The 19,944-nt window shown below is 73.0% G+C and carries 21 protein-coding genes; 14 read left to right on the top strand and 7 right to left on the bottom strand.

The annotated features are described in order from the left end of the window. Nucleotides 1-70: 70 nt before the first annotated feature. The 3 genes from P3T34_RS21685 to P3T34_RS21675 all read left to right on the top strand — a co-directional run bounded on the left by P3T34_RS21685 (nucleotide 71) and on the right by P3T34_RS21675 (nucleotide 2,758). The gene (locus tag P3T34_RS21685; protein ID WP_280667703.1) at nucleotides 71-1,018 is read left to right on the top strand and encodes a pirin family protein; all 948 of its coding nucleotides are present in this window, start codon (nucleotides 71-73) and stop codon (nucleotides 1,016-1,018) included. Nucleotides 1,019-1,178: 160 nt separating this feature from the next. Continuing rightward, nucleotides 1,179-1,862: an RNA polymerase sigma factor gene (locus P3T34_RS21680; RefSeq protein ID WP_280667702.1), complete on the top strand. Its 684-nt coding sequence runs from the start codon at nucleotides 1,179-1,181 to the stop codon at nucleotides 1,860-1,862. Next, complete coding sequence (locus tag P3T34_RS21675) at nucleotides 1,859-2,758, top strand: hypothetical protein (RefSeq protein ID WP_280667701.1); 900 nt, start codon at nucleotides 1,859-1,861, stop codon at nucleotides 2,756-2,758. Before P3T34_RS21680 ends, P3T34_RS21675 begins: the two co-directional genes overlap by 4 nt. A 7-nt stretch (nucleotides 2,759-2,765) precedes the next feature. Here the strand turns inward: P3T34_RS21675 and P3T34_RS21670 are convergent, their stop codons facing one another. Beyond that, nucleotides 2,766-3,587, bottom strand: coding sequence for a protein phosphatase 2C domain-containing protein (locus tag P3T34_RS21670; RefSeq protein ID WP_280667700.1), 822 nt, complete (start codon nucleotides 3,585-3,587; stop codon nucleotides 2,766-2,768). Nucleotides 3,588-3,974: 387 nt separating this feature from the next. On the opposite strand from P3T34_RS21670, the gene P3T34_RS21665 reads away from it, so the two are divergent. Continuing rightward, nucleotides 3,975-4,187 carry a DUF5302 domain-containing protein gene (locus tag P3T34_RS21665; protein WP_280667699.1) on the top strand — a complete coding sequence of 71 codons (213 nt, stop codon included), beginning with the start codon at nucleotides 3,975-3,977 and terminating at the stop codon, nucleotides 4,185-4,187. A gap of 113 nt (nucleotides 4,188-4,300) precedes the next feature. Here P3T34_RS21665 and P3T34_RS21660 read toward each other — a convergent pair whose 3' ends face one another. Both P3T34_RS21660 and P3T34_RS21655 read right to left on the bottom strand, forming a co-directional pair. Next, the gene (locus P3T34_RS21660; RefSeq protein ID WP_280667698.1) at nucleotides 4,301-4,903 is read right to left on the bottom strand and encodes a TIGR03086 family metal-binding protein; all 603 of its coding nucleotides are present in this window, start codon (nucleotides 4,901-4,903) and stop codon (nucleotides 4,301-4,303) included. A 73-nt stretch (nucleotides 4,904-4,976) separates the two neighbouring features. Further along, nucleotides 4,977-5,618: a TetR/AcrR family transcriptional regulator gene (locus P3T34_RS21655; protein WP_280667697.1), complete on the bottom strand. Its 642-nt coding sequence runs from the start codon at nucleotides 5,616-5,618 to the stop codon at nucleotides 4,977-4,979. A 97-nt stretch (nucleotides 5,619-5,715) separates the two neighbouring features. On the opposite strand from P3T34_RS21655, the gene P3T34_RS21650 reads away from it, so the two are divergent. Then, on the top strand, nucleotides 5,716-6,906 hold the full coding sequence (locus P3T34_RS21650) for an acyl-CoA dehydrogenase family protein (protein ID WP_280667696.1): 1,191 nt from the start codon (nucleotides 5,716-5,718) through the stop codon (nucleotides 6,904-6,906). Nucleotides 6,907-6,924: 18 nt separating this feature from the next. On the opposite strand, the gene P3T34_RS21645 is transcribed toward P3T34_RS21650, so the two are convergent. The 4 genes from P3T34_RS21645 to P3T34_RS21630 all read right to left on the bottom strand — a co-directional run bounded on the left by P3T34_RS21645 (nucleotide 6,925) and on the right by P3T34_RS21630 (nucleotide 9,987). Further along, complete coding sequence (locus tag P3T34_RS21645) at nucleotides 6,925-7,173, bottom strand: hypothetical protein (RefSeq protein WP_280667695.1); 249 nt, start codon at nucleotides 7,171-7,173, stop codon at nucleotides 6,925-6,927. Between the two features lie 54 nt (nucleotides 7,174-7,227). Next, nucleotides 7,228-8,304: an allantoicase gene (alc, locus tag P3T34_RS21640; protein ID WP_280667694.1), complete on the bottom strand. Its 1,077-nt coding sequence runs from the start codon at nucleotides 8,302-8,304 to the stop codon at nucleotides 7,228-7,230. A 93-nt stretch (nucleotides 8,305-8,397) separates the two neighbouring features. Then, complete coding sequence (locus tag P3T34_RS21635) at nucleotides 8,398-9,297, bottom strand: LysR family transcriptional regulator (protein WP_280667693.1); 900 nt, start codon at nucleotides 9,295-9,297, stop codon at nucleotides 8,398-8,400. 45 nt (nucleotides 9,298-9,342) lie between these two features. Next, nucleotides 9,343-9,987, bottom strand: coding sequence for an ATP-binding protein (locus tag P3T34_RS21630; protein WP_280667692.1), 645 nt, complete (start codon nucleotides 9,985-9,987; stop codon nucleotides 9,343-9,345). Nucleotides 9,988-10,232: 245 nt separating this feature from the next. On the opposite strand from P3T34_RS21630, the gene P3T34_RS21625 reads away from it, so the two are divergent. From P3T34_RS21625 to P3T34_RS21585, 9 genes are all read left to right on the top strand, one after another. Beyond that, nucleotides 10,233-11,036, top strand: a complete 804-nt coding sequence (locus P3T34_RS21625; RefSeq protein WP_280667691.1) for a hypothetical protein — start codon at nucleotides 10,233-10,235, stop codon at nucleotides 11,034-11,036. Nucleotides 11,037-11,154: 118 nt separating this feature from the next. Continuing rightward, nucleotides 11,155-11,889: a YcnI family protein gene (locus P3T34_RS21620; protein ID WP_280667690.1), complete on the top strand. Its 735-nt coding sequence runs from the start codon at nucleotides 11,155-11,157 to the stop codon at nucleotides 11,887-11,889. Between the two features lie 79 nt (nucleotides 11,890-11,968). Continuing rightward, on the top strand, nucleotides 11,969-12,643 hold the full coding sequence (locus tag P3T34_RS21615) for an SCO family protein (protein WP_280667689.1): 675 nt from the start codon (nucleotides 11,969-11,971) through the stop codon (nucleotides 12,641-12,643). Next, nucleotides 12,643-13,113, top strand: coding sequence for a copper chaperone PCu(A)C (locus tag P3T34_RS21610; protein ID WP_280667688.1), 471 nt, complete (start codon nucleotides 12,643-12,645; stop codon nucleotides 13,111-13,113). The genes P3T34_RS21615 and P3T34_RS21610 overlap by 1 nt, the downstream gene beginning before the upstream one ends. 8 nt (nucleotides 13,114-13,121) lie before the next feature. Continuing rightward, nucleotides 13,122-15,062, top strand: a complete 1,941-nt coding sequence (locus P3T34_RS21605) for a copper resistance protein CopC (protein ID WP_280667687.1) — start codon at nucleotides 13,122-13,124, stop codon at nucleotides 15,060-15,062. 3 nt (nucleotides 15,063-15,065) lie between these two features. After that, nucleotides 15,066-16,265, top strand: a complete 1,200-nt coding sequence (efeB, locus tag P3T34_RS21600; protein ID WP_280667686.1) for an iron uptake transporter deferrochelatase/peroxidase subunit — start codon at nucleotides 15,066-15,068, stop codon at nucleotides 16,263-16,265. A gap of 98 nt (nucleotides 16,266-16,363) precedes the next feature. After that, nucleotides 16,364-17,299 (top strand): prephenate dehydratase, encoded by a 936-nt coding sequence (pheA, locus tag P3T34_RS21595; RefSeq protein ID WP_280667685.1) that lies wholly within the window; start codon nucleotides 16,364-16,366, stop codon nucleotides 17,297-17,299. A gap of 530 nt (nucleotides 17,300-17,829) precedes the next feature. Continuing rightward, nucleotides 17,830-19,104, top strand: coding sequence for a serine--tRNA ligase (gene serS / locus P3T34_RS21590; protein ID WP_280667684.1), 1,275 nt, complete (start codon nucleotides 17,830-17,832; stop codon nucleotides 19,102-19,104). Continuing rightward, complete coding sequence (locus tag P3T34_RS21585; RefSeq protein WP_280667683.1) at nucleotides 19,101-19,910, top strand: HAD family hydrolase; 810 nt, start codon at nucleotides 19,101-19,103, stop codon at nucleotides 19,908-19,910. The genes serS and P3T34_RS21585 overlap by 4 nt, the downstream gene beginning before the upstream one ends. Nucleotides 19,911-19,944: the final 34 nt, after the last annotated feature.

The following is a 19,944-nucleotide window of genomic DNA, read 5'->3' as shown; positions in this document are numbered from 1 at the left end:
AACTTGCTTCTTGTTGAGGATTGAACTAATCTCCTGGATGTAGGCCACAGACCCCCCGAAGGAGGCCGACATGCCCGCCGTGACCGTCGACAACCCGCTGACCCTCCCGCGCGTCGCCACCCCCGACCCCGCCACCACGACGTCCCGGCCGGTGCTCACGGTGGTCACCGCTCCCGAGGGCTACGAGGGCGAGGGCTTCCCGGTCCGCCGGGCATTCGCGAAGATCAACACCAAGTTCCTCGACCCGTTCATCATGATGGATCAGATGGGCGAGGTGGAGTACGCCGCCGGCGAGCCCAAGGGGACGCCGTGGCACCCGCACCGCGGCTTCGAGACGGTGACCTACCTGATCGACGGCGAGTTCATCCACAAGGACTCGCACGGCGGCGGCGGACACCTGGGCGGCGGCGACACCCAGTGGATGACCGCCGGATCGGGCATCCTGCACATCGAGACCCCGCCGGAGTCGCTGGTGCAGGCCGGCGGCCTGTTCCACGGCATCCAGCTCTGGGTGAACCTCCCGGCCACCGACAAGATGACCGCCCCGCGCTACCAGGACATCCACGGCGGCCACGTCAAGCTGCTCGCCACCCCGGACGGCGGAGCGATACTGCGCCTGATCGCCGGCCAGCTGGACGGGCACCAGGGCCCCGGCGCCACCCACACCCCGATCACCCTGCTGCACGCCACCGTCACCCCCGGCGCGCAGCTCACCATCCCGTGGCGCAAGGACTTCAACGCCCTTGCCTACGCGCTGAACGGCGACGGCAAGGTCGGCGCCGAGGGCCGTCCGTTCCACACCGGTCAGGCGGTGGTCTTCGGCGACGGCGACACCCTGACCATCTCCGCCGACGCCCCGCAGGACTCCCGGCACCCGAACCTGGACGTGATCATCCTGGGCGGCCAGCCGATCCGCGAGCCGGTCGCCTGGCACGGGCCGTTCGTCATGAACAGCCACCGCGAACTGCAGCAGGCCATGCTGGACTTCCAGTCCGGCGCCTTCGGCCAACCGCAGTAGCAGGACCACCCGGCAGCAGGACCCACCCGGCGCGGGGTGGTGGACCGATCGACGGTCCGCCACCCCGCGCCGCCGTGTGCGCCGGGGCAGGCGTGACACTGGCGGGGTCGGGGTGACACAGGTCACGGCAACGGCCGGAGCCGGTCGGACAGGACTGGGTGTGGAGATATCGATACGCACCCGGGTGCGGGCCGGGGATCCGGTGGCATTCGGGCAGCTCTTTGATGAGCACGCCCGCGTGGTGCACCGGCACGCGGTCCGGGTGACCGGTGACTGGGCCGCCGCCGAGGACGTGGTCTCGTTGACCTTCCTGGAGGCGTGGCGGCTGCGGGCCAGGATCGAGCCCGAGGGCGAGAGTCTGCGGCCGTGGCTGCTGGGCATCGCCACCAACGTCATGCGCAACACCCGCCGCGCCGCGCGCCGCCACCAGAACGCCCTGGCGCAGCTGCCGCCGCGCGAGGTGCTGCCCGACTTCGCCGACGAGCTGGTCGGCCGCATCGCCGACGCCGAGCAACTCCTCGCCGCGAAAGCCGCGTTGGAGCGGCTGCGGCCCGCCGAGCGGGAGGTGTTCGCCCTCTACGTGTGGGAGGGCCTGGACCACGCCGCGGTCGCCGAGGCGCTGGGCAAGCCGATCGGCACGGTCCGCTCCCGGCTGTCGCGCGCCCGCAGTCGGCTGCGCAGTCTCACCGAGAAGGAGTTGGCCGCGAGCAAGCCGAAAGCGGGGAGCCCGGCAGCGAGAGAACCCGCGGCGCCACGAACAGGCATGCAACGCGGTCCCGTTGGCGGACAGGTACCAGTTGACCGCGCACTCGCGGTCCGGTCGAGCAAGGAGACGAACCGATGAACGCCGCCCCCCAGCCGCGGTCGCAGCAGGCCGAGCGGGAGGAACTGGCCCGGCTGCTGCCGGCCGCGGCAGAACCGGAGCTCCTCCCGCACCGCCACCACCTGCTGAAGGACCACCTGATGACCGCAGTCACCGACAACTCCCAGCCCAAGCCGGCCCGTCGAAGCCTGACGCTGCGCCTGGCACTCCCGCTGGGACTGGCCGCCGCCGTGGCCGGCGTCGCCTTCACCGCCCTGCCGGGCCATCCCGCCCCGCGCAGCAGCACAGCCACCCACACCGGCACGGCCACCCCGGTCACCCCGAGCAGCGGCGCGCCCCAGTCGCTGAGCCCCATCGTCACGGCGGCCTACACCCTGCAGAGCGACCCCGACCTCATCACGCTCACCATCGCCGACGCGGCCGGCAAGGGCGACCTGGACGGGCTGCAGCGGGACCTCGACCGGATCGGCGTTCACAGCCGCGTCTACGCCGGCGACCCCCAGTGCCCCTCCGCGTCGCACACCCCCAGTGCGACCCCGACCGGCGAGGGCGTCCCGGGCCCGCCCGGCCCCACGCCGTCCCCGCTCAGCAGCAGCGACGAAGCCGCCCTCAATGCGGCCGCGGCAGCCGAAGCGCAGGCGCGACTCGCCCAGGACGGCTGGGACATCGAGGACTCGGGCTCGCGCGGCAACGTCCTGTCCATCCGCCCCAGCAGGTTCCCGGCCGACCGGCTGCTCTTCCTCTACTTCCCGCTCGCCAAGACCATGCCGTCCAAGACCTTCAGCGACTTTCAGGCCGGCCTGCTGACGGGCCCCGCCCCCGCCTGCATGCCGGCCGAGACCTACTTCAATCCCCTCGCCAGCCTCTACCCGACGGCGGCCGCAGCGGCGACACCCGCGGCGACTCCCACCGGCTGACCTGTCGTCAGAGCCGGGCGTACAGCGCGGTGGCGTCGTCATGGGCCTTGCCGCGCGGCCAGCGTTCGCAACGCGGGTCGGCCTCCTCGGCCTCGCGGACGCGGGCGATCAGCGCGCCGGGGCCCGCGGCGGACATCAGCCGCAGGGCGTCCTGCCAGTCGCCGAGCGCGAACCGCTCGGTGTAGCGGCTCGCACCGTCGCTCAGCGCCGCGAGGGCGCGCAGCCCGTCCAGCCGGACGAAGCCCGTCTCGGCGTGCCCGGCGGCCTTCGGGGAGGCCGCCGCGATCCACGGCCCGCGGCCGGTGTTGCGCACCGCCCGGACCGCCAGCGCGTACCGCAGGTGCAGGGCGGCGCGCTCGGCGGTGCCCGGCTCGGCCTGCCAGACCGCGCGGCGCAGCGCCTCCCCCGCCGCGAAGTGCTGGTTGTCGCCGATCACCCGCGGCTCCCCGGAGCGGGGTTCCAGGACGAGCAGCGAGTCGCCGAGCACCAGGTACTCCAGCGAGCGGCCGTGCTTGCGGGCCGCGACCACCATCGCGGCAGGGGTGTTGGGGTGCGCGAGGTCGCAGCGGCCGCCGTGCAGGGCGGCGGTCTCGGCGATCGCGTCGGCCAGGCACTCGGCGATGTCGCGGTCCGAGCGGTCGGTCAGCCGGGCGAGCAGGTGCACGCCCAGGCGCCGGACGTACCAGGCGGTGCCGTGCCGGCACCCCGACTCCATGCCGACCGGTGAGCTCGATCCGTCGAGCAGCACCAGCGCCTCCGGCGAGGCCGTGGCGAAGTCCTCGCTCTCCCGGTCCGGCTGCTGTGCCTGCCCCGCCAGTTGTACCTGCATGCCGCCAAGTGTGCGGTGCGCCGCCCGCCGCGGCACAGACCTCGGCGGATGATCCCTCGATCGGGGACACCTCGCGAGTCGTGCGGTGGCGGGGCCGCGAATCTGCCCATAGCGTCGCATGTACGGACCAAGCGCCCACAGCGATCGAGTCGTCGGCGCGCGAGCATGGGAGTCGGTCATGTGGTGGGAAGCCATCGTTGTTGCAGTGGCCTCGTTCGTCTTTCCGGCCGCAGCACTGCTGTACTTCATCGGCGGACCCCAATACCGCGACGAGCGGCGCCCCCGCAGCTGACGAGGCACGGCGGGAACTGACACCGGGTCCAGTGCCGGACGTGGCACAGTGTGCAGGAGTACGACCAGAAGTCCGCCCCGCCCAGGAGGTCCCGTATGAGCAGCGACGCAGCAGCAAACGAAGAGAACCCCAAGACGCCTGCCGCTGCCGGCCAGGACGACGTGAAGGCCAAGTTCCTGGCCGCGCTGGAGCGCAAGCACGGTTCGAAGTCCGATGCTTCGGGCAGCGGCTCGGGCAGCGACTCCAAGATCCACGGTGCCCATGCGGCCGCCGGCGGAAAGCGGAACTTCCGCCGCAAGAGCGGCTGAGCACAACCCGCGGCCGAGCAGAACCGGCGAGGGGGGATCGGCACCTGGTGCCGATCCCCCCTCGCCGTCTGCCCGGAACTCCCCTGTGCTCCCGGGCAGGCCCGCGCCGCCGGTCAGGGGCGCGCGGGAGTCCGGTCAGGGTCGCGCCCGAGCAGCGCGAGGGCCCGGTCGAAGGCGGACGCCCTGGCGGTGTCCACGACCGGGGCGAACGCCTGCCCGGGCCGGCGGCTCTCCGGGGTGACCGGGACCTGCCGGGAGATCCGCAGCAGCAGCTCGGCGAGGTCGTCCGGGCAGCTCAGCGGGGCGCCGACGGCGACCGCGACGTCCCACGCGTGGATCAGCGTGTCGACGAACTGGAAGCCGATCGCCTGCTCGGCGGGGAACGCGTGGCCGACCAGGATCTCCGGCAGCTGCAGCGACTCACCGTGCTCCACCGCGTGGGCGAAGGCGGCGGCCAGCGCGTCCGCCGAGGCGGCGAAGTCGCCGGCCGGGTCCTCGCCGACCTCGCGGTCGGCCCAGACGGCGAGGTCGGCGCCGTGGCCGAGGGCGGCCTGCGCGAAGCCGTGGTTCTGACCGATGACGTGGGCGAGCAGTCGGCGCAGCGTCCAGTCGGCGCACGGGGTCGGCTGGTCGAGCTGTTCGGGCCGGACCTGGTCCAGGACGGACTGGGCGAGGGCCAGGGCGCGCAGATGGGCGGTGCGGATACCGGAGTCCATGGCGGCGACGTTAGCACGATCGGTCGGTCAGTTTCACGTGTGCAGGACGGCGGGTTGCCGACCGGGAATCCGCTCACTCCTCGGGCAGCACCGACTCGTCCACCGCCTCCGAGCGGAGCAGCAGCAGGACCGAGCGCCTGGCCCGCTCGTACGGCGCCTCGTCGTCGTGCAGCAGCGACATCGCGTTGGCGTACTCCAGGAAGCTGATCAGCTCGAAGGCCAGCTGCCCGAGATCCGCGTCCTCGCGCAACTCCCCTGCCGTGAGCGCTGCTTGGAGGAAGTCGAGGACGGTCTGCTGCCAGACCCGGCTGCCGGCCGCCATCGCGTCGCGCACCCGCCCGGGCTGGGCGTCGAACTCCGCGCCGACCCCGTAGAAGAAGCAACCGCCCGCGAAGACCCGGCTGCGCGAGTACTCCAGCCAGCGCAGGCAGAGCTCCCAGAGCCGCCCGAGACCCGGCGGCAGCCGGCGGACCGGCTCCACCACGGTGTCCAGATAGATCCGCATGGCCGCCCGCACGGTAGCCAGTTGCAGCTCCTCCTTGGAGCCGAACAGCGCGAACACCCCGCTCTTGCTCAGCTGCAGCTCGGCGGCCAGCCGGCCCAGCGAGAGCCCCCCGAGCCCCTCGACCGACGCGATCTCGGCTGCCCGGCCGAGCACCAGACGGCGGGTCTCATTGCCCTTCTGGACCCGCCCGTCCGTCGTGGGATCGGTCACTGCCCACCACCGTCTTCCGTGTGACTGCTTTCGGGCCAGCGTAAAGCCTGATACGGATGGTCCGGCACCGTGCAGACCGAACCCTCTGGAGACCCGCATGGCCGGCAGTCCCGCACGCCCTGGTGGACCCGACCCGCTCGACCTGCTCGCGGTGGGCGATCTGCTCACCGACGAGGAGAAGCTGATCCGCGACACGGTCCGGCGCTTCGCCGACGACCGGATCCGCCCGCAGATCGCCGACTGGTTCGAGCGGGGCGTCTTCCCGGCCCGCGAGCTCGCCCCCGAACTGGGCGCGCTCGGCCTGCTCGGCATGCACCTGGACGGATACGGCTGCGCCGGGTCCTCCGCGGTGGCGTACGGGGTGGCCTGCCTGGAGCTGGAGGCGGCCGACTCGGGGCTGCGCAGCTTCGTGTCGGTGCAGGGCTCGCTCGCCATGCGCGCCATCCACGCCTTTGGCTCCGAGGAGCAGAAGCAGCAGTGGCTACCGGAGCTGGCGGCCGGCCGGGCGATCGGCTGCTTCGCCCTGACCGAGCCGGACTTCGGCTCGGACCCCGCCAACATGCGCACCAGCGCCCGCCGCAAGGGCGAGGACTGGGTGCTCTCCGGCAGCAAGATGTGGATCACCAACGGCAGCATCGCGGATGTCGCGGTGGTCTGGGCGCAGACGGACGAGGGCGTCCGGGGCTTCCTGGTCCCGCGCGGCACCCGCGGCTTCACCGCCCAGGACATCCACGGCAAGCTCTCGCTGCGCGCCTCGGTCACCAGCGAGCTGGCCTTCGACGAGGTGGTCCTCCCCGCCGATGCGGTGCTGCCTGGCGTCACCGGGCTGCGCGGCCCGCTCTCCTGCCTGAACGAGGCGCGCTACGGCATCCTGTGGGGCACGGTCGGCGCCGGCCGCGACTGCTACGCCTCGGCGCTGGAGTACGCGAAGAGCCGGGTGCAGTTCGGCCGGCCGATCGCCGCCTTCCAGCTGACCCAGGAGAAGCTGGTCGAGATGGCGCTCAAGCTGGAGCAGGCCTACCTGGTGGCCTGGCGGGTCGGCCGACTCAAGGACGAGGGCAAGTCCCGGGCGGCGCACGTGAGTTTCGGCAAGCTCAACAACGTCCGGATGGCGCTGGAGATCGCCCGCAGCGCCCGGACGGTACTCGGCGCGAACGGCATCACGACCGCGTACCCGGTGCTGCGGCACGCCAACAACCTGGAGTCGGTGCTCACCTACGAGGGGACCAGCGAGATCCACACGCTGGTGCTGGGCGAGGCCATCACCGGGGAGGCCGCCTACCACTGAGGGCAGTTTCCAGGGCCGCTACGGCAGGTAGTCCTCGCGGGGGTGTTCGTCCGCGAGGAACGGCACCGACTGCAGCCAGAGCACGCCGCAGGCGCGGCAGCAGAGCTCGTCCGTGCGGCCCCACTCGGTAGGTTCCAAGGTGGCGCCGCCGGGCGCCAGCTCCCACCCGCACATGGGCTGACCGGTGGACATGGGGACCATGTGCCATCGCTTCACCGGGCCGCTGGGGCCCTCGACGCCGTACTCGGCACGCATCTGATGCAACATGCTTCAACAGTGCTCCCGCCCGCCCGCGAATGCCACTCACGCACGTCCGAAGCCCTAGGTCAGCGAGCCGTGCAGGCGCAGCCGGGCGATGCCGCCGTCGGGGAAGACGTCCAGCCGGACGTGGGTGGCCGGGCGGTCGGCGGGGCCGTGGGCGTCGAGCAGGAAGCGGTGCACGGCGTCCGGGCGCAGCCTGGTCCGGGGCAGCAGCTCGAACCAGTCGTCGGCGGCGGACGGGTCGGCGGGGTCGGCGCCGGTGCTCGCGTCGAAGCCCACCAGCGCGGCCCAACCTGCGGCGTTGCCGACGTAGTTGGCGGTGTCGATCTCCACCGCGCGGATCCGGCCGAGACCGGCCAGCCGCAGCCGGACCCAGTCGTGGCCGCCGTCGCGGCGCCGGCGGTTCTCCCAGCCCTCGCCCATCTCGCGCGAGCGGCCCGGCAGGATCAGGTTGAGCGGCGGGGAGTAGAACCGGTCCGAGGCATCCTCCACCGAGCCGCCGTTCTCCAGGGCGGCCAGGTCGAAGGTGCCGAGCGCGGCCAGCCAGGCCGGGTCGGGGCGGGCCTCGCCGTGCACCCGCAGCCGGGCGATGCCGCCGTCCGGGTACTGCTTGAGCCGCAGGTGGGTCCAGCGGCCCTGGTCGGTGACCGTGAAGGCGTTGGCGGCATGGCCGCGGACGGCGCTGCGCGGGACGATCTCCTGCCAGCGGACGTCCGCCGCGAGCAGCTCGTGCTGTCCCGGGGTGCCGGGGAGTTCGGCCGCCTCCACGCTGATCTGCTGCGGGGGGTTGCCGCGGAAGTGCGCGGTGTCCACGACGATGCCGCGGACCACTCCGGGGACGCCGAGCCGGATCAGCGCCCAGTCGTGCTCGTCGGCGCCCGGGTGCGGGTGCTCGGTGTCGGCGCCGCGCCGGCGGCGGGTCTCCCAGCCGTCCATCACCTGGCCCTTGCGGCCGAAGGTGTGCGGCTGGAAGACGGCCGGGGTGGGCAGCAGCAGGTTCTCGCGCTCGGCGAACAGCTCGTCGTTGGCGGCGATCACCCCGGCACCGAGCCGTCGGTCGGCCAGGTCGACCAGGTGGGTGAAGGGGAGTTCCGGGGCGTACGCGTAGTCGGCGTAGCCGACGTCGTAGGAGGTCATGGCTCCACTCTGCGCGCCGCTGACCATGCAGGTCTATCTCAAGTTTCTGATCAAAACGTTTACTCTGACTGCACGTTTACCCTGGCTGCATGTTTACGTGGACTGCGTGGTCAGCTCCGCCAGCACCCGGCGCAGCGGCGGCGTCCGCTCGGCGCCGGCCCGGACGGCGGCCACCACCCGGCGGCTCGGCAGGTCGGCGGGCAGCGCCCGGACCACCACCCCCGCGCTCTCCCCCGCCCGCGAGAGCAGCCGCGGCACCAGCGCCACGCCGAGGCCCGCGCCGACCATCGCCAGGATCGCCGCCCAGTCGGCCGCGGTGTGCGCCCGCTCGGGGACGAACCCGGCGTCCGCGCAGGCGCCCAGCGTGATGTCCCGCCACGGGCCGCTGCCGCCGAAGATCCACGGGTCGTCCGCCAGGTCGGCCAGCCGCGCGGCAGCGGCCCTCGCCAGCGGATGGCCGACCGGCAGGGCGACGTCCAACGGGTCGTCCAGCAGCGGCACTTGGACGAAGCGCGGATCCTCGGCGGCAGAGCCGCGGACGCTCAGCGAGACCGAGAGGTCCACCTCACCGCAGGCCAGCAGCCCGAACGCCTCGGCTGCCTCCGCCTCCACCAGCCGCACCGACAACCGCGGCGCGCTCTCCCGCAGCCGGGCCACCGCCGGCACCACCAGGCCGGTGATCGCGGTGGCGAACGCCCCGATCCGCACCTCGCCCGCCTCACCGTGCAGATACCCCGCCAACTCGGCCTCAGCCTGCTCCAGTTGGCCGAACACCCGGTCCGCATGGCGCAGCACCAACCGGGCCGCGCTGGTCAACCGCACGCGGCGCCCGTACGGTTCGAGCATCGGCGCGCCCAACTGCCTGGACAGTACCGCCAGTTGCTGGGACACCGCGGACGGCGTCAGGTTCAGCCGGCCGGCCGCCGCGGTCACCGTGCCGTACTCGTCGAGCGCCCGCAGGATACGCAGCTTCTTGAGGTCCCACTCGGTCATCGCCCCAGCGTATGGCGTACCCGCGGAGCGCCAGGAGGCCGAGCGTCAGGAGGCCACCCGCAGCGGCGCCGGGTCGGCCCACTTGAGGATCTTGTCGAAGCTGACGATCGCGCCGCGCTGCGGGTGGTTGCGCAGTTGGACGTGGTCGGTCAGCGCGCGGATCAGAAAGAGGCCGCGGCCGCTCTCGGCGTAGAGGTCGGGCGGCGAGTCGAGCTCGCCCGGGCGCGGGCCGGCCGGGACGGGCCGACCGGCGGGCAGCACATGCAGGTCGTACGGTGCCGGGCGCTCGCGGGTGCGCCGGCCCGCCCCGAAGGCGCCGGGCGGCGGCAGCGAGGCCCGCCCGCGCCGGGTGTGCGCACCGCCCCGGGCCGGCGGCCGGACCGACGACGCGCTCGGGACCCGCCGGGCCGTGACCAGATGCGGGGCGCCGGGCAGGCCCGGCCCTGAGTCGATGACCTCGATCCGCAGCCGGTCGCCCTCCATCGAGGCGGTGACCTGGAAGCTGTCGTCCGGCCGGCCGCCGACCGCGTGCTCGACGGCGTTGGCGCACGCCTCGGTCAGCGCGACGCCCAGGTCGTAGGCGATCTGCGGATCGACACCGGCGCTCTCCATGGTGCCGAGCAGGATGCGCCGGGCCAGCGGAACGCTGGCGAGATCGCGCTTGAGATGCAGAGTCCACCAGACGTCCACGACAGGTCCCTCCTGGCTGCGGCTCCACATACAACTAGGTATTGCCGAGCAATCCCCCTGCGAACCGTCTCCTGCGTGTCGGTCCGCCCATTCGGCGGATGGACTGCTGCGGCACGGTGTGCCGAACAGCGCGCAGCACCGCGCGCACGCCGGGGCCGAACGGGTCATTCGTCGCACTGCCGGGCAGCGGGGTCGGCGGCCCCCGCCCGAGGAGGCGCGGGGCCCGGTGAGATGATGGCTCGGCCATGACTGACCGCCATCCCGCCCCGCAGCCGGGCGTCGCCGACCCGGTGCGCCGGGCCAGTGGCGCTGCCTGGGATCTGCGGGCGGCCCGGGCGGTGCCCTTCGCGCTGGTCTGCACGCTGATCGCCGCGGCCGGGCACGCCCTGGGCGGCGGCGGCCAGGTCGCCCTCCCGGCGCTGGCCTTCGGCTTCGCGGCCGTCTGGGCCGTCGCGGCGCTGCTCGGCGGCCGGGAGCGCTCGCTGGCCTCGATCGCCGGCGTGCTGGGCCTCGGTCAGCTCGGACTGCACCTGCTGTTCCACAGCCTCTGCCAGCAGGCGATGGCCGGCATGACCATGGATCAGGTGGCGGGCCGGCTGATCTGCAACGACCTGCCCGGGGGCAAGATCGGCACGATCCCGGCGGGTATGACGGCCGAGCAGCTGCTCGGCAACGCCGGGGTCGACCCGAGCGCCTACCACGCCGCTGCCGCCCTGCCGTGGTGGCAGTTCGGCCTGACGCCCGCGATGCTGGCCGGCCACCTGGTGGCCGCCGCGCTGGCCGGCTGGTGGCTGCGGCGCGGCGAGGCCGCGCTCTGGCGACTGGTCCGGCTGGCCGGGACGCTCGCCCGCGAGGTGCAGGATCGGGCCGCCCCGCTGCGGACCGCGCTGCTGCTGGTCGCCGCGCTGCTGCGCGGGCTGCTGGGCGCGGGCGAGGGAGTGCTCCGGGCGGCGCGCCCGGAGGCGGGGAGCGGACGGCTGCCGGCGGCGGCCGTGCTGCGGCACAGCGTGATCCGGCGGGGTCCGCCGGCGGCGGCGTTCGCGCACTGACCTGCTGTCGCAGCATCGGAGACCATCCACTGCGGGGTCGGGGCGCGCCGTGCGTACCGCTCGTCACCCGCAGCCCAGGGCACGGGTGTGCCCTGCTCCCGATGGAGACCTCATCAGCATGCGTTCCCTTCCCACCCGCCGTGTCGCCGCCGTCGCCGCCCTCAGCACCGGTGCCGTGCTGGCCGTCGCCGCCCCCGCCTTCGCGCATGTGACCGTCCAGCCGGGCACCGCCCAGGCCGGCGGCTACACCGCCGTCGCGTTCCGGGTGCCGGACGAGAGCGACACCGCCGGCACCACCAAGCTGGAGGTGACCGTGCCCACCGATCACCCGCTGAGCTCGGTGAGCACCCAGCCGGTGCCGGGCTGGACCGCCCTCGTCGAGAAGAGCAAGCTCGCCACGCCGGTCAAGACCGCCAAGGGCGAGATCACCGACGCTGTCTCCAAGATCACCTGGACTGCCGACCCCGGGACGAAGATCGGCCCGGGCCAGTTCCAGGAGTTCAAGATCTCGCTCGGCCCGCTGCCCGGCGACACCGACAAGCTGGTCTTCAAGGCCCTGCAGACCTACGACGACGGGACCGTCGTCCGCTGGATCGACCAGGCCCAGGCCGGCCAGCCGGAGCCCCAGCACCCGGCCCCCACGCTGACCCTCACCCAGGCCGACGCCACCGTCGCGGCCGGCGGCCACCAGATGGGCGGCTCGTCCTCGCAGGACTCCGGCACCAGCACCGCGGCGGCCAGGTCCAGTGACTCCACGGCCCGCACGCTCGGCGTGGTGGGCATCGTGGTCGGCGTGATCGGCGCCGGTCTCGGCGTCCTCGGCCTGCGCCGCAAGGCCGCCCTCCCCTCCTGACGGCAGGCCGCCGCCACCGCAGCCCGCGGTGGCGGCGGCCCCCTTCCCCGAGCCCCCCGAGTCTGATCGGATCCTGCCCATGCACCGCAGCACCTCCCCCCGCCGCCTGGCCGGCGCCGCCGCCTTCGCGCTGGCCGGCTGCCTGGCCCTGACGTCCTGCGGCTCGGCCGCCGGCAAGACGTCGACCGGCGCGGCCGTCGTCTCCCTGCCGTCCTCCAATTCGCCCTATCAGGGCACGCCGCTGACCAGGCACTTCGACAAGCCCGACCTGGTGCTGAACGACACCACCGGTCAGCCGTTCGACCTGCGCCAGCGCACCGCCGGGCGCACCACGCTGCTCTTCTTCGGCTACACCGACTGCCCGGACGTCTGCCCGACCACCATGGGCGACATCGGCGTGGCGATGCAGAAGCTGCCCGTCGACGAACAGAAGAAGATCGACGTGGTCTTCGTCTCCACCGACCCGGCGCGCGACACTCCGAAGGTGCTGCGGACCTGGCTGGACTCCTTCGACACCAACTTCATCGGCCTGACCGGCGATCTGGACAAGGTCAAGGCCGCCGCCAAGTCGCTCGGCATCCTGGTCGAGGACCCGATCGTCAACAAAGACGGCACCGTCAGCTCCTCGCACGGCGCCCAGGTGCTGGCGTTCCTGCCCTCGGACGACAAGGCTCACGTGCTGTACCTGAGCAACAGCACGATCGATGTCTTCAGCCACGACCTGCCACTGCTGGCGAAGGGGGTGCCGGCCTGATGCCCGGCTTCCGAGGGACCGCGCTGGCCGGCGCCGCTCTCGCCACCGCACTGACCGCCGGCGCGATACTCGTCGCCTGCGGCGGCACCGGGCAGGGGTCGCCGGCCAGGCTCAGCGTGAGCGACTCCTATGTCCCGCTGCCCGCGGGCGACGGCATGGCGGCCGGCTATCTGACCGTCAGCAACAGCGGCGGCGGCGCGGACAAGCTGCTGAAGGTGACCAGCCCGGGCGCGAGCTCGGTGACGCTCCACCAGTCCACCGACACCACCATGCAGGAGGTCGACAGCCTCCCGGTGCCCGCCCACGGCTCACTGCAGCTGGCCAGGGGCGGCAAGCATCTGATGATCATGGGCTGGGCGAAGCCGCCCGCCGTCGGGGACCAGCTAGAACTCGACCTGACCTTCGAGCACAGCGGGACGATCGCCGTGCGGGTGCCGGTCGAGCCACTCACCTACCGTCCCGGGAGCTGACGAGAGCGATGCGCAAGACACGGGCGATCCTGGCAACGATCGGTGCGCTGCTGGTGCTGCTGCTGGGCGGGGCCGGGACGGCCTCCGCGCACGCGGCACTGCTGCACACCGACCCCGAGCAGAACTCCGTGGTGGCCACCGAACCGGCCGCCGTCACGCTGACCTTCAGCGAAGGGGTCACGCTCGACTCCGACGCGCTGCGGGTGCTCGACCCGGCCGGCAAGGCGGTGGACACCGGCAACCCGGGCCACGCCGACGGCAAGGACGACACCGCGACGATCGGGCTGCGCCCGGGCCTGGGCAACGGCACGTACACGGTGGCGTGGCGGGCGGTCTCGGCGGACACCCATGTGGTGGGCGGCGCCTTCACCTTCTCCATCGGCGCGCCCTCGGACACCTCGGTCTCGGCCTCGCAGGTGCAGGGCGCCAAGTCCGACGGCCTGGTGGCCGCGCTGTACGGGACCGGGCGCACGGTGGCCTACGCGGCGTACGCGCTGCTGGTCGGCGTCGCGGCGTTCGTGCTGCTCTGCTGGCCGGGCGGCGCGGCACTGCGCTCGGTGCAGCGGCTGCTGATGACCGGGTGGGTGGCGCTGCTGGCCGGCACGGTCGGCCTGCTGCTGGTGCGCGGGCCGTACGAGCGCGGGACCGGGATCGGCCAGGCGTTCGACCTGACGCTGGTGCGCGCCTCGCTCGACGAGCGGCTCGGGACGGCGCTGGCCGCCCGGCTGCTGCTGCTGGCGGCGGCCGGAGTGTTCCTGTCGCTGCTGGTGGGACACCTGGGGCAGCTGGGATCGCCGACCGACCAGCCCGAGCCCGAGCCGACCGGGGACGCCGAGGAGGACGAGCTGCGTCGCCTCGAGCTGCGCGCCGCGACGCGTCCGCAGCGCGAGGCGCGCCTGGCGCTCGGTATCGGCGGCCTGGTGCTGGCCCTCGCGCTCGGCGCCACCTGGGCCGGGGCGGACCACGCGGCGGTCGGCATCCAGGTCTGGCTCGCCCTGCCCCTGGACCTGCTGCACCTGCTGGCGATGGCCTGCTGGCTGGGCGGCCTGGTCACGCTGCTGGTCGGGCTGCGGCACGGGCTCGGCGTGGCGGCGGTGGACCGCTTCTCCAAGGTCGCCTTCGCGGCGGTGGCCACGCTGGCGGCGACCGGGGTCTACCAGTCCTGGCGCGGCGTCGGCTCCTGGGGCGCGCTGGTGAGCACCGAGTACGGCCGACTGCTGCTGATCAAGGTCGGCCTGGTGCTGGTGATGCTGGGGACGGCCTGGTTCTCCCGCCGCTGGGTCGCACGGCTGCGCGCGACGCCCGAGGTCTCCGAGACGGTCGAGGAGGAGTTTGCGACGGCGGAAGTCGGCCACGCCGACGATCCGGTCCGGCAGGCCCAGCTCACCCGCCAGCGCGCCGCGCTGGCCACCGCGAAGGTCCGCCGGGCCCAGGACGGCTCGCCGCTGCGGGCCGGGCTGCGGCGCTCCGTCCTGGTGGAGACGGCGGTCGCGGTCGGGGTGCTGGTGGTCACCACGATGCTCACCAACTCGCCCCCCGGCCGGGTGGCCGGGGCCGTCGCGGCGACCGCACCGGCGACGAGCAGCACCGGCACCGGCACCGGGCAGCCGGTGGACCTCAAGATCCCCTACGACACCGGCGGCACCGAGAACGGCGCCAAGGGCACCGCGACGCTGACCCTGGACCCGGCGCAGACCGGCGGCAACGCCATCAAGGTGGTCGTCGACAACACCGCAGGGCAGCCGGTGGACGTCCCCGAGGTGGACCTCTCCTTCACCCTGCCGGACCGCGACCTCGGCCCGCTGCCCGTCGTGCTGGCCAAGTCCGGCCCCGGCACCTGGAGCGGCACCGCGCAGCTCCCGCTGGCCGGCGACTGGGTGGCCGCCGTCGTGGTGCGCTCCTCGGACATCGACCAGACCACCGCGACCAAGCCCGTGAAGATCGGCTGAACCATGGCAACCACCGTTTCCCGCCGCGCGCTGCTCGGCGGCGCCGGAGCCGGGCTCGTGGCCGGCGCGGCGGGCGGGTACGCGGCCCACCCCGCCGACGCCCGCCCGCCCGGGCTCGGCGCCGCCCGGGTCGACTTCCACGGCCCGCAGCAGGCCGGCATCCTCACCCCCCTGCAGGCCCGGGTGCACCTGGCGGCCTTCGACCTGTCCCCCACCGCCGGGCGGGCCGGACTGCAGGACCTGCTGCGGCGCTGGAGCCGGACCATCGGCCTGCTCGCCCTCGGTGAGCCGGTCGGGCAGGACGAGAACCAGATCGCGCTGGACGCCGGGCCCAGCTCGCTGACCGTCACCCTCGGCCTCGGCGCCTCGCTCTTCGACAAGGCCGGGCTGCAGAGCGCCCGCCCGGCCGGGCTCGCCCCGCTGCCGGCCTTCGCCGGGGACGCCCTGGACCCGGCGCGCGGCGACGGCGACCTGCTGCTGCAGATCTGCGCGGACGACGCTCTGGTCGCCTTCCACGCGCTGCGGGTGCTGCAGCGCCAGGCGGCCGGCACCGCCTCCCCGCGCTGGCAGAGCACCGGCTTCAGCCGCACCCCGGGCGCCACCGCGCAGCCCAGGACCGGCCGCAACCTGATGGGCCAGCTCGACGGAACCAACAACCCCAAGCCGACCGACGCCGACTTCGCCGCCCGGATCCTCAGCACCGGCCCGAGCTGGCTGGCCGGCGGCTCGTACCTGGTGTTCCGGCGGATCAGGATGCTGCTGGACGACTGGGAGAACCTGCCGACCGACCGCCAGGAGCGGGTGATCGGGCGGCGCAAGTCGGACGGCGCGCCGCTCTCCGGCGGCACCGAGACCACGGCCGTGGACCTCGGCAAGCAGAACCCGGACGGCACGCTGGCGATCCCCGCCGACGCGCACATCCGGGCGGCCGCGCCGGCCGCCAACAGCGGGGCGGCGATGCTGCGGCGCGGCTTCAGCTACGCGGACGGGGTGCTGCCGGACGGCTCGCCGGACGCCGGGCTGCTCTTCCTGGCGTTCCAGGCGGACCCGGCGCGCGGCTTCGTCCCGGTCCAGCGCAAGCTCTCCCGCGGCGACGGGCTGTCGCGCTTCCTACGGCACGAGGCGAGCGGGCTGTATGCGGTGCCGCCGGGCGTCCCGGCGGGCGGCAGCGGCTATCTGGGGCAGGCGCTGCTGGAGGGTTGAGCCTGGTGCCCAGTGGCTGGACTCCGCAACCTGGCGGGGCCGTAGTGACTAAGGTGGCAGGTCTGGTATCGCCGTGTGAAACCGTCCGGAGGCACGAAATGTCGGCCACCCGCTACACCTACCTCGGGCCCGAGGGCACCTTCACCGAGGCGGCCCTGCACACCCTGCCCGAGGCGGCGACCCGGGAGCTGGTGCCGGTCAGCTCGGTGCCGGCCGCGCTGGACGCCGTCCGCTCGGGCGAGGCCGCCGGGGCGTTCGTGGCGATCGAGAACTCGGTGGAGGGCGCGGTCACCACCACCACCGACGAACTGGCCACCGGCACACCGCTGATGATCTACCGCGAGGTGCTGCTGCCGATCAGCTTCGCGCTGCTGGTCCGCCCGGGCACCAAGCTGAGCGACATCAAGACCGTCACCAGCCACCCGGTGGCCCAGCCGCAGGTCCGGCACTGGATGGCGGCCCAGCTGCCGGACGTCCACTGGGAGGCCTCGGCCTCCAATGCCGACGGCGCCCGGCTGGTCCAGGAGGGCCGTTTCGACGGCGCCTTCGCGGGCGAGTTCGCCGCCGCGCTCTACGGGCTCGAACCGCTGGTCACCGACATCCACGACGCCGCGTACGCGACCACCCGGTTCGTGCTGGTCGGCCGGCCCGGCCGGGTCTCCTCGCCGACCGGCGCCGACAAGACGTCCATGGTGGTCTGGCTGCCGGACGACCACCCGGGCGCGCTCCTGGAGCTGCTGCAGGAGTTCGCGGTGCGCGGGGTCAACCTGATGCGGATCGAATCCCGGCCGACCGGCCAGGGGCTGGGCAACTACTGCTTCTCGATCGACTGCGAGGGCCACCTCACCGAGCGCCGGGTCTCCGAGACGCTGATGGGGCTGCGCCGGATCTGCCCGCAGGTGCGATTCCTCGGCTCCTATCCGCGGGCGGACCAGCGCGAAGCGTCCGCCCGGCAGCCCGGAACCTCCGACGAGGATTTCGAGCGCGCGGCCGACTGGATCTCGCGCTGCCTGGACGGCCGCGCCGAGCTCTGATCGCGTCGCCGGTTCGCCGGATGTTCATATCGCGCCCATCCAGGTGACACCCCCGGGGAACCCGGTCAGCGCTTCACCACGCACCGTCATCCACAGGCCGGTGAGCTGGCCCCCGACTCATCCACAGCCCGATTCCAGGCGAGTTATCCACAGGTCTGGGGATGAGTCGACAAACCGGTATAGCTACTCGCAAGTCCGGTCGGATCATCCCCTAGAGGATGAGATCGGACTAATCAGATCAGAGTCACCCTTCTCCCTTGAAATCACCTGTCCGAGTGGGGGAAATACCTCAGTCGAGCAGCTGTATCCGGGTTTGAAACCTCAGAAAGCGCATATTAAGATCCAGGGTTCTCCCAGGATCACCAATCCACAGGCTGTCCACCGGGCCTGTGGACAAAAGCGGGGGCGCGCTCACGCACAGCAAGTTATCCACAGGATTCGGCCGGTTATCCCCAGGGGCGGACCGCTAGGACAGCGGGCATCGAAAACGGGTACCTGTCGGTGGCCCCCGCCCCGGTAGGCTGTGGCCCGTGATTGACCTTCGCCTGCTTCGTGAGGACCCTGACCGAGTGCGCGCCTCCCAGCGCGCCCGTGGCGAGGACGTCGACCTGGTCGACGCCCTGCTCTCCGCCGACGAACGGCGCCGGTCCTCTGGCACCCGTTTCGACGAGCTGCGCAACGAGCAGAAGGGTCTGGGCAAGCAGGTCGCCAAGGCCCAGGGCGAGGAGAAGACCGCTCTGCTCCAGCGCACCAAGGCGCTGGCCGAGGAGGTCAAGGCCGCCGACGCGGAGCAGAACGAGGCGAAGGACGAGGCCGAGCGCCTGATCCGCTCGCTGGCCAACCTGATCGACCCGGCAGCCCCGGTCGGCGGCGAGGAGGACTTCGTCACGCTGGAGGAGATCGGCACCCCGCGCGACTTCGCGGCCGAGGGCTTCGCGCCCAAGGACCACGTCGAGCTGGGCCAGATCCTCGGCGCGATCGACACCGAGCGCGGCGCCAAGGTGGCCGGCTCGCGCTCCTACTACCTGACCGGCGTCGGCGCCCTGCTGGAGCTGGCCCTGGTCAACATGGCGATGGCGCAGGCCACCGCGGCCGGCTTCATCCCGATGATCACGCCGAGCCTGGTCCGCCCCGCCGCGATGGACGGCACCGGCTTCCTCGGCCAGGCCGCCGAGAACGTCTACTTCCTGGAGCAGGACGACCGCTACCTGGTCGGCACCAGCGAGGTCCCGCTCGCGGCGTACCACATGGACGAGATCCTGGACGCCGGCCAGCTGCCGCTGCGCTACGCCGGCTTCTCCTCCTGCTTCCGCCGCGAGGCCGGGACGTACGGCAAGGACACCCGCGGCATCATCCGGGTGCACCAGTTCGACAAGGTCGAGATGTTCGTCTACACCACCCCGGAGGAGGCGGAGGCCGAGCACCGCCGCCTGCTGCAGTGGGAGAAGGACTTCCTCAACCAGCTGGAGCTGCCCTACCGGGTGATCGACGTCGCCTCCGGCGACCTCGGCTCCTCGGCAGCACGCAAGTTCGACATCGAGGCCTGGATCCCGACCCAGGGCAAGTACCGCGAGGTCACCTCCACCTCGAACACCACCGAGTACCAGTCCCGCCGGCTCTCCATCCGGATGCGCGAGGAGGGCAAGGTCCGCCCGCTGGCCACCCTGAACGGCACCCTGGTCGCCGTGCCGCGCACCATCGTGGCGATCCTGGAGAACCACCAGCAGGCGGACGGCACGGTCGTGCTGCCCGAGGCGCTGCGCCCCTACCTCGGCGGCCGGACCACGCTGGACCCGGTCAAGTGACCACGGCGGAGCTGCCGTACCGGTTGGTCGCCACCGACCTGGACGGCACCCTGCTGAACTCCGCCGAGACGGTCTCCGACCGCACCCGCGCCGCCCTGGCCACCGCCACGGCAGCCGGGGCGATACACATCGTGGTCACCGGCCGCTCGGCGACCTGGGCCCGCCCGGTCTTCGACGCGATCGGCTACACCGGTCTTGCGGTCTGCGGCCAGGGCGCCCAGGTCTACGACGCCGGCGCGCACAAGCTGCTGACCTCGATGACGCTGGACCGCACGGTGGCCGCCACGGCCATCGCCAAGATCGAGGCCGAGCTCGGCCCGCTCGCGGTCGCCTCCAGCCAGGACGGCCTGGACGGCTCGGTGCTGGCCATGCCGTCGTACCGGCTGATCGGCGGCGGGCTGCCGGTGGTCCGGGTGGACACCACGGCGGAGCTGATCAGCGCGCCGATCGGCAAGCTCTACATCCAGCACCCGGTCCTGCCGGACGACGCGCTGGCGGAGGTCGCCCGGCGGGTGGCCGGCCAGCTGGTCGGCGTCACGGTGGCCGGGCCCGGCATAGTCGAGCTGCTGCCGCTGGGGCTCTCGAAGGCCACCGGGCTGTCGATCGCGGCCCGCCGGCTGGGCCTGAAGGCGCCGGACACCATCGCCTTCGGCGACATGCCCAACGACCTGCCGATGTTCCAGTGGGCCGCGCACGGCGTGGCGATGGCCAACGCACACGAGGAACTGCTCGCGGTGGCCGACGAGGTCACCGAGAGCAATGACGAGGACGGCGTCGCGGTGGTGCTGGAGCGCCTCTACGGCTGAGCCGTTGGTACGACGTGGGGCCCGCTGCCGACTG

Source organism: Kitasatospora sp. MAP12-44, assembly GCF_029892095.1.
In the GTDB taxonomy this organism is placed as follows: Bacteria; Actinomycetota; Actinomycetes; order Streptomycetales; family Streptomycetaceae; genus Kitasatospora.
The sequence above is the reverse complement of the archived record's forward strand: the minus strand, read 5'-3'. Positions and strand labels throughout refer to the sequence as shown.

Excerpts from the sequence above, each read along its gene's own strand:
- P3T34_RS21685 (WP_280667703.1), top strand. The coding sequence starts at position 71 with ATGCCCGCCGTGACCGTCGACAACCCGCTGACCCTCCCGCGCGTCGCC.
- P3T34_RS21675 (WP_280667701.1), top strand. The coding sequence starts at position 1,859 with ATGAACGCCGCCCCCCAGCCGCGGTCGCAGCAGGCCGAGCGGGAGGAA.
- P3T34_RS21670 (WP_280667700.1), bottom strand. The coding sequence starts at position 3,587 with ATGCAGGTACAACTGGCGGGGCAGGCACAGCAGCCGGACCGGGAGAGC.
- P3T34_RS21665 (WP_280667699.1), top strand. The coding sequence starts at position 3,975 with ATGAGCAGCGACGCAGCAGCAAACGAAGAGAACCCCAAGACGCCTGCC.
- P3T34_RS21660 (WP_280667698.1), bottom strand. The coding sequence starts at position 4,903 with ATGGACTCCGGTATCCGCACCGCCCATCTGCGCGCCCTGGCCCTCGCC.
- P3T34_RS21650 (WP_280667696.1), top strand. The coding sequence starts at position 5,716 with ATGGCCGGCAGTCCCGCACGCCCTGGTGGACCCGACCCGCTCGACCTG.
- P3T34_RS21645 (WP_280667695.1), bottom strand. The coding sequence starts at position 7,173 with ATGTTGCATCAGATGCGTGCCGAGTACGGCGTCGAGGGCCCCAGCGGC.
- alc (WP_280667694.1), bottom strand. The coding sequence starts at position 8,304 with ATGACCTCCTACGACGTCGGCTACGCCGACTACGCGTACGCCCCGGAA.
- P3T34_RS21635 (WP_280667693.1), bottom strand. The coding sequence starts at position 9,297 with ATGACCGAGTGGGACCTCAAGAAGCTGCGTATCCTGCGGGCGCTCGAC.
- P3T34_RS21625 (WP_280667691.1), top strand. The coding sequence starts at position 10,233 with ATGACTGACCGCCATCCCGCCCCGCAGCCGGGCGTCGCCGACCCGGTG.
- P3T34_RS21620 (WP_280667690.1), top strand. The coding sequence starts at position 11,155 with ATGCGTTCCCTTCCCACCCGCCGTGTCGCCGCCGTCGCCGCCCTCAGC.
- P3T34_RS21615 (WP_280667689.1), top strand. The coding sequence starts at position 11,969 with ATGCACCGCAGCACCTCCCCCCGCCGCCTGGCCGGCGCCGCCGCCTTC.
- P3T34_RS21610 (WP_280667688.1), top strand. The coding sequence starts at position 12,643 with ATGCCCGGCTTCCGAGGGACCGCGCTGGCCGGCGCCGCTCTCGCCACC.
- P3T34_RS21605 (WP_280667687.1), top strand. The coding sequence starts at position 13,122 with ATGCGCAAGACACGGGCGATCCTGGCAACGATCGGTGCGCTGCTGGTG.
- efeB (WP_280667686.1), top strand. The coding sequence starts at position 15,066 with ATGGCAACCACCGTTTCCCGCCGCGCGCTGCTCGGCGGCGCCGGAGCC.
- pheA (WP_280667685.1), top strand. The coding sequence starts at position 16,364 with ATGTCGGCCACCCGCTACACCTACCTCGGGCCCGAGGGCACCTTCACC.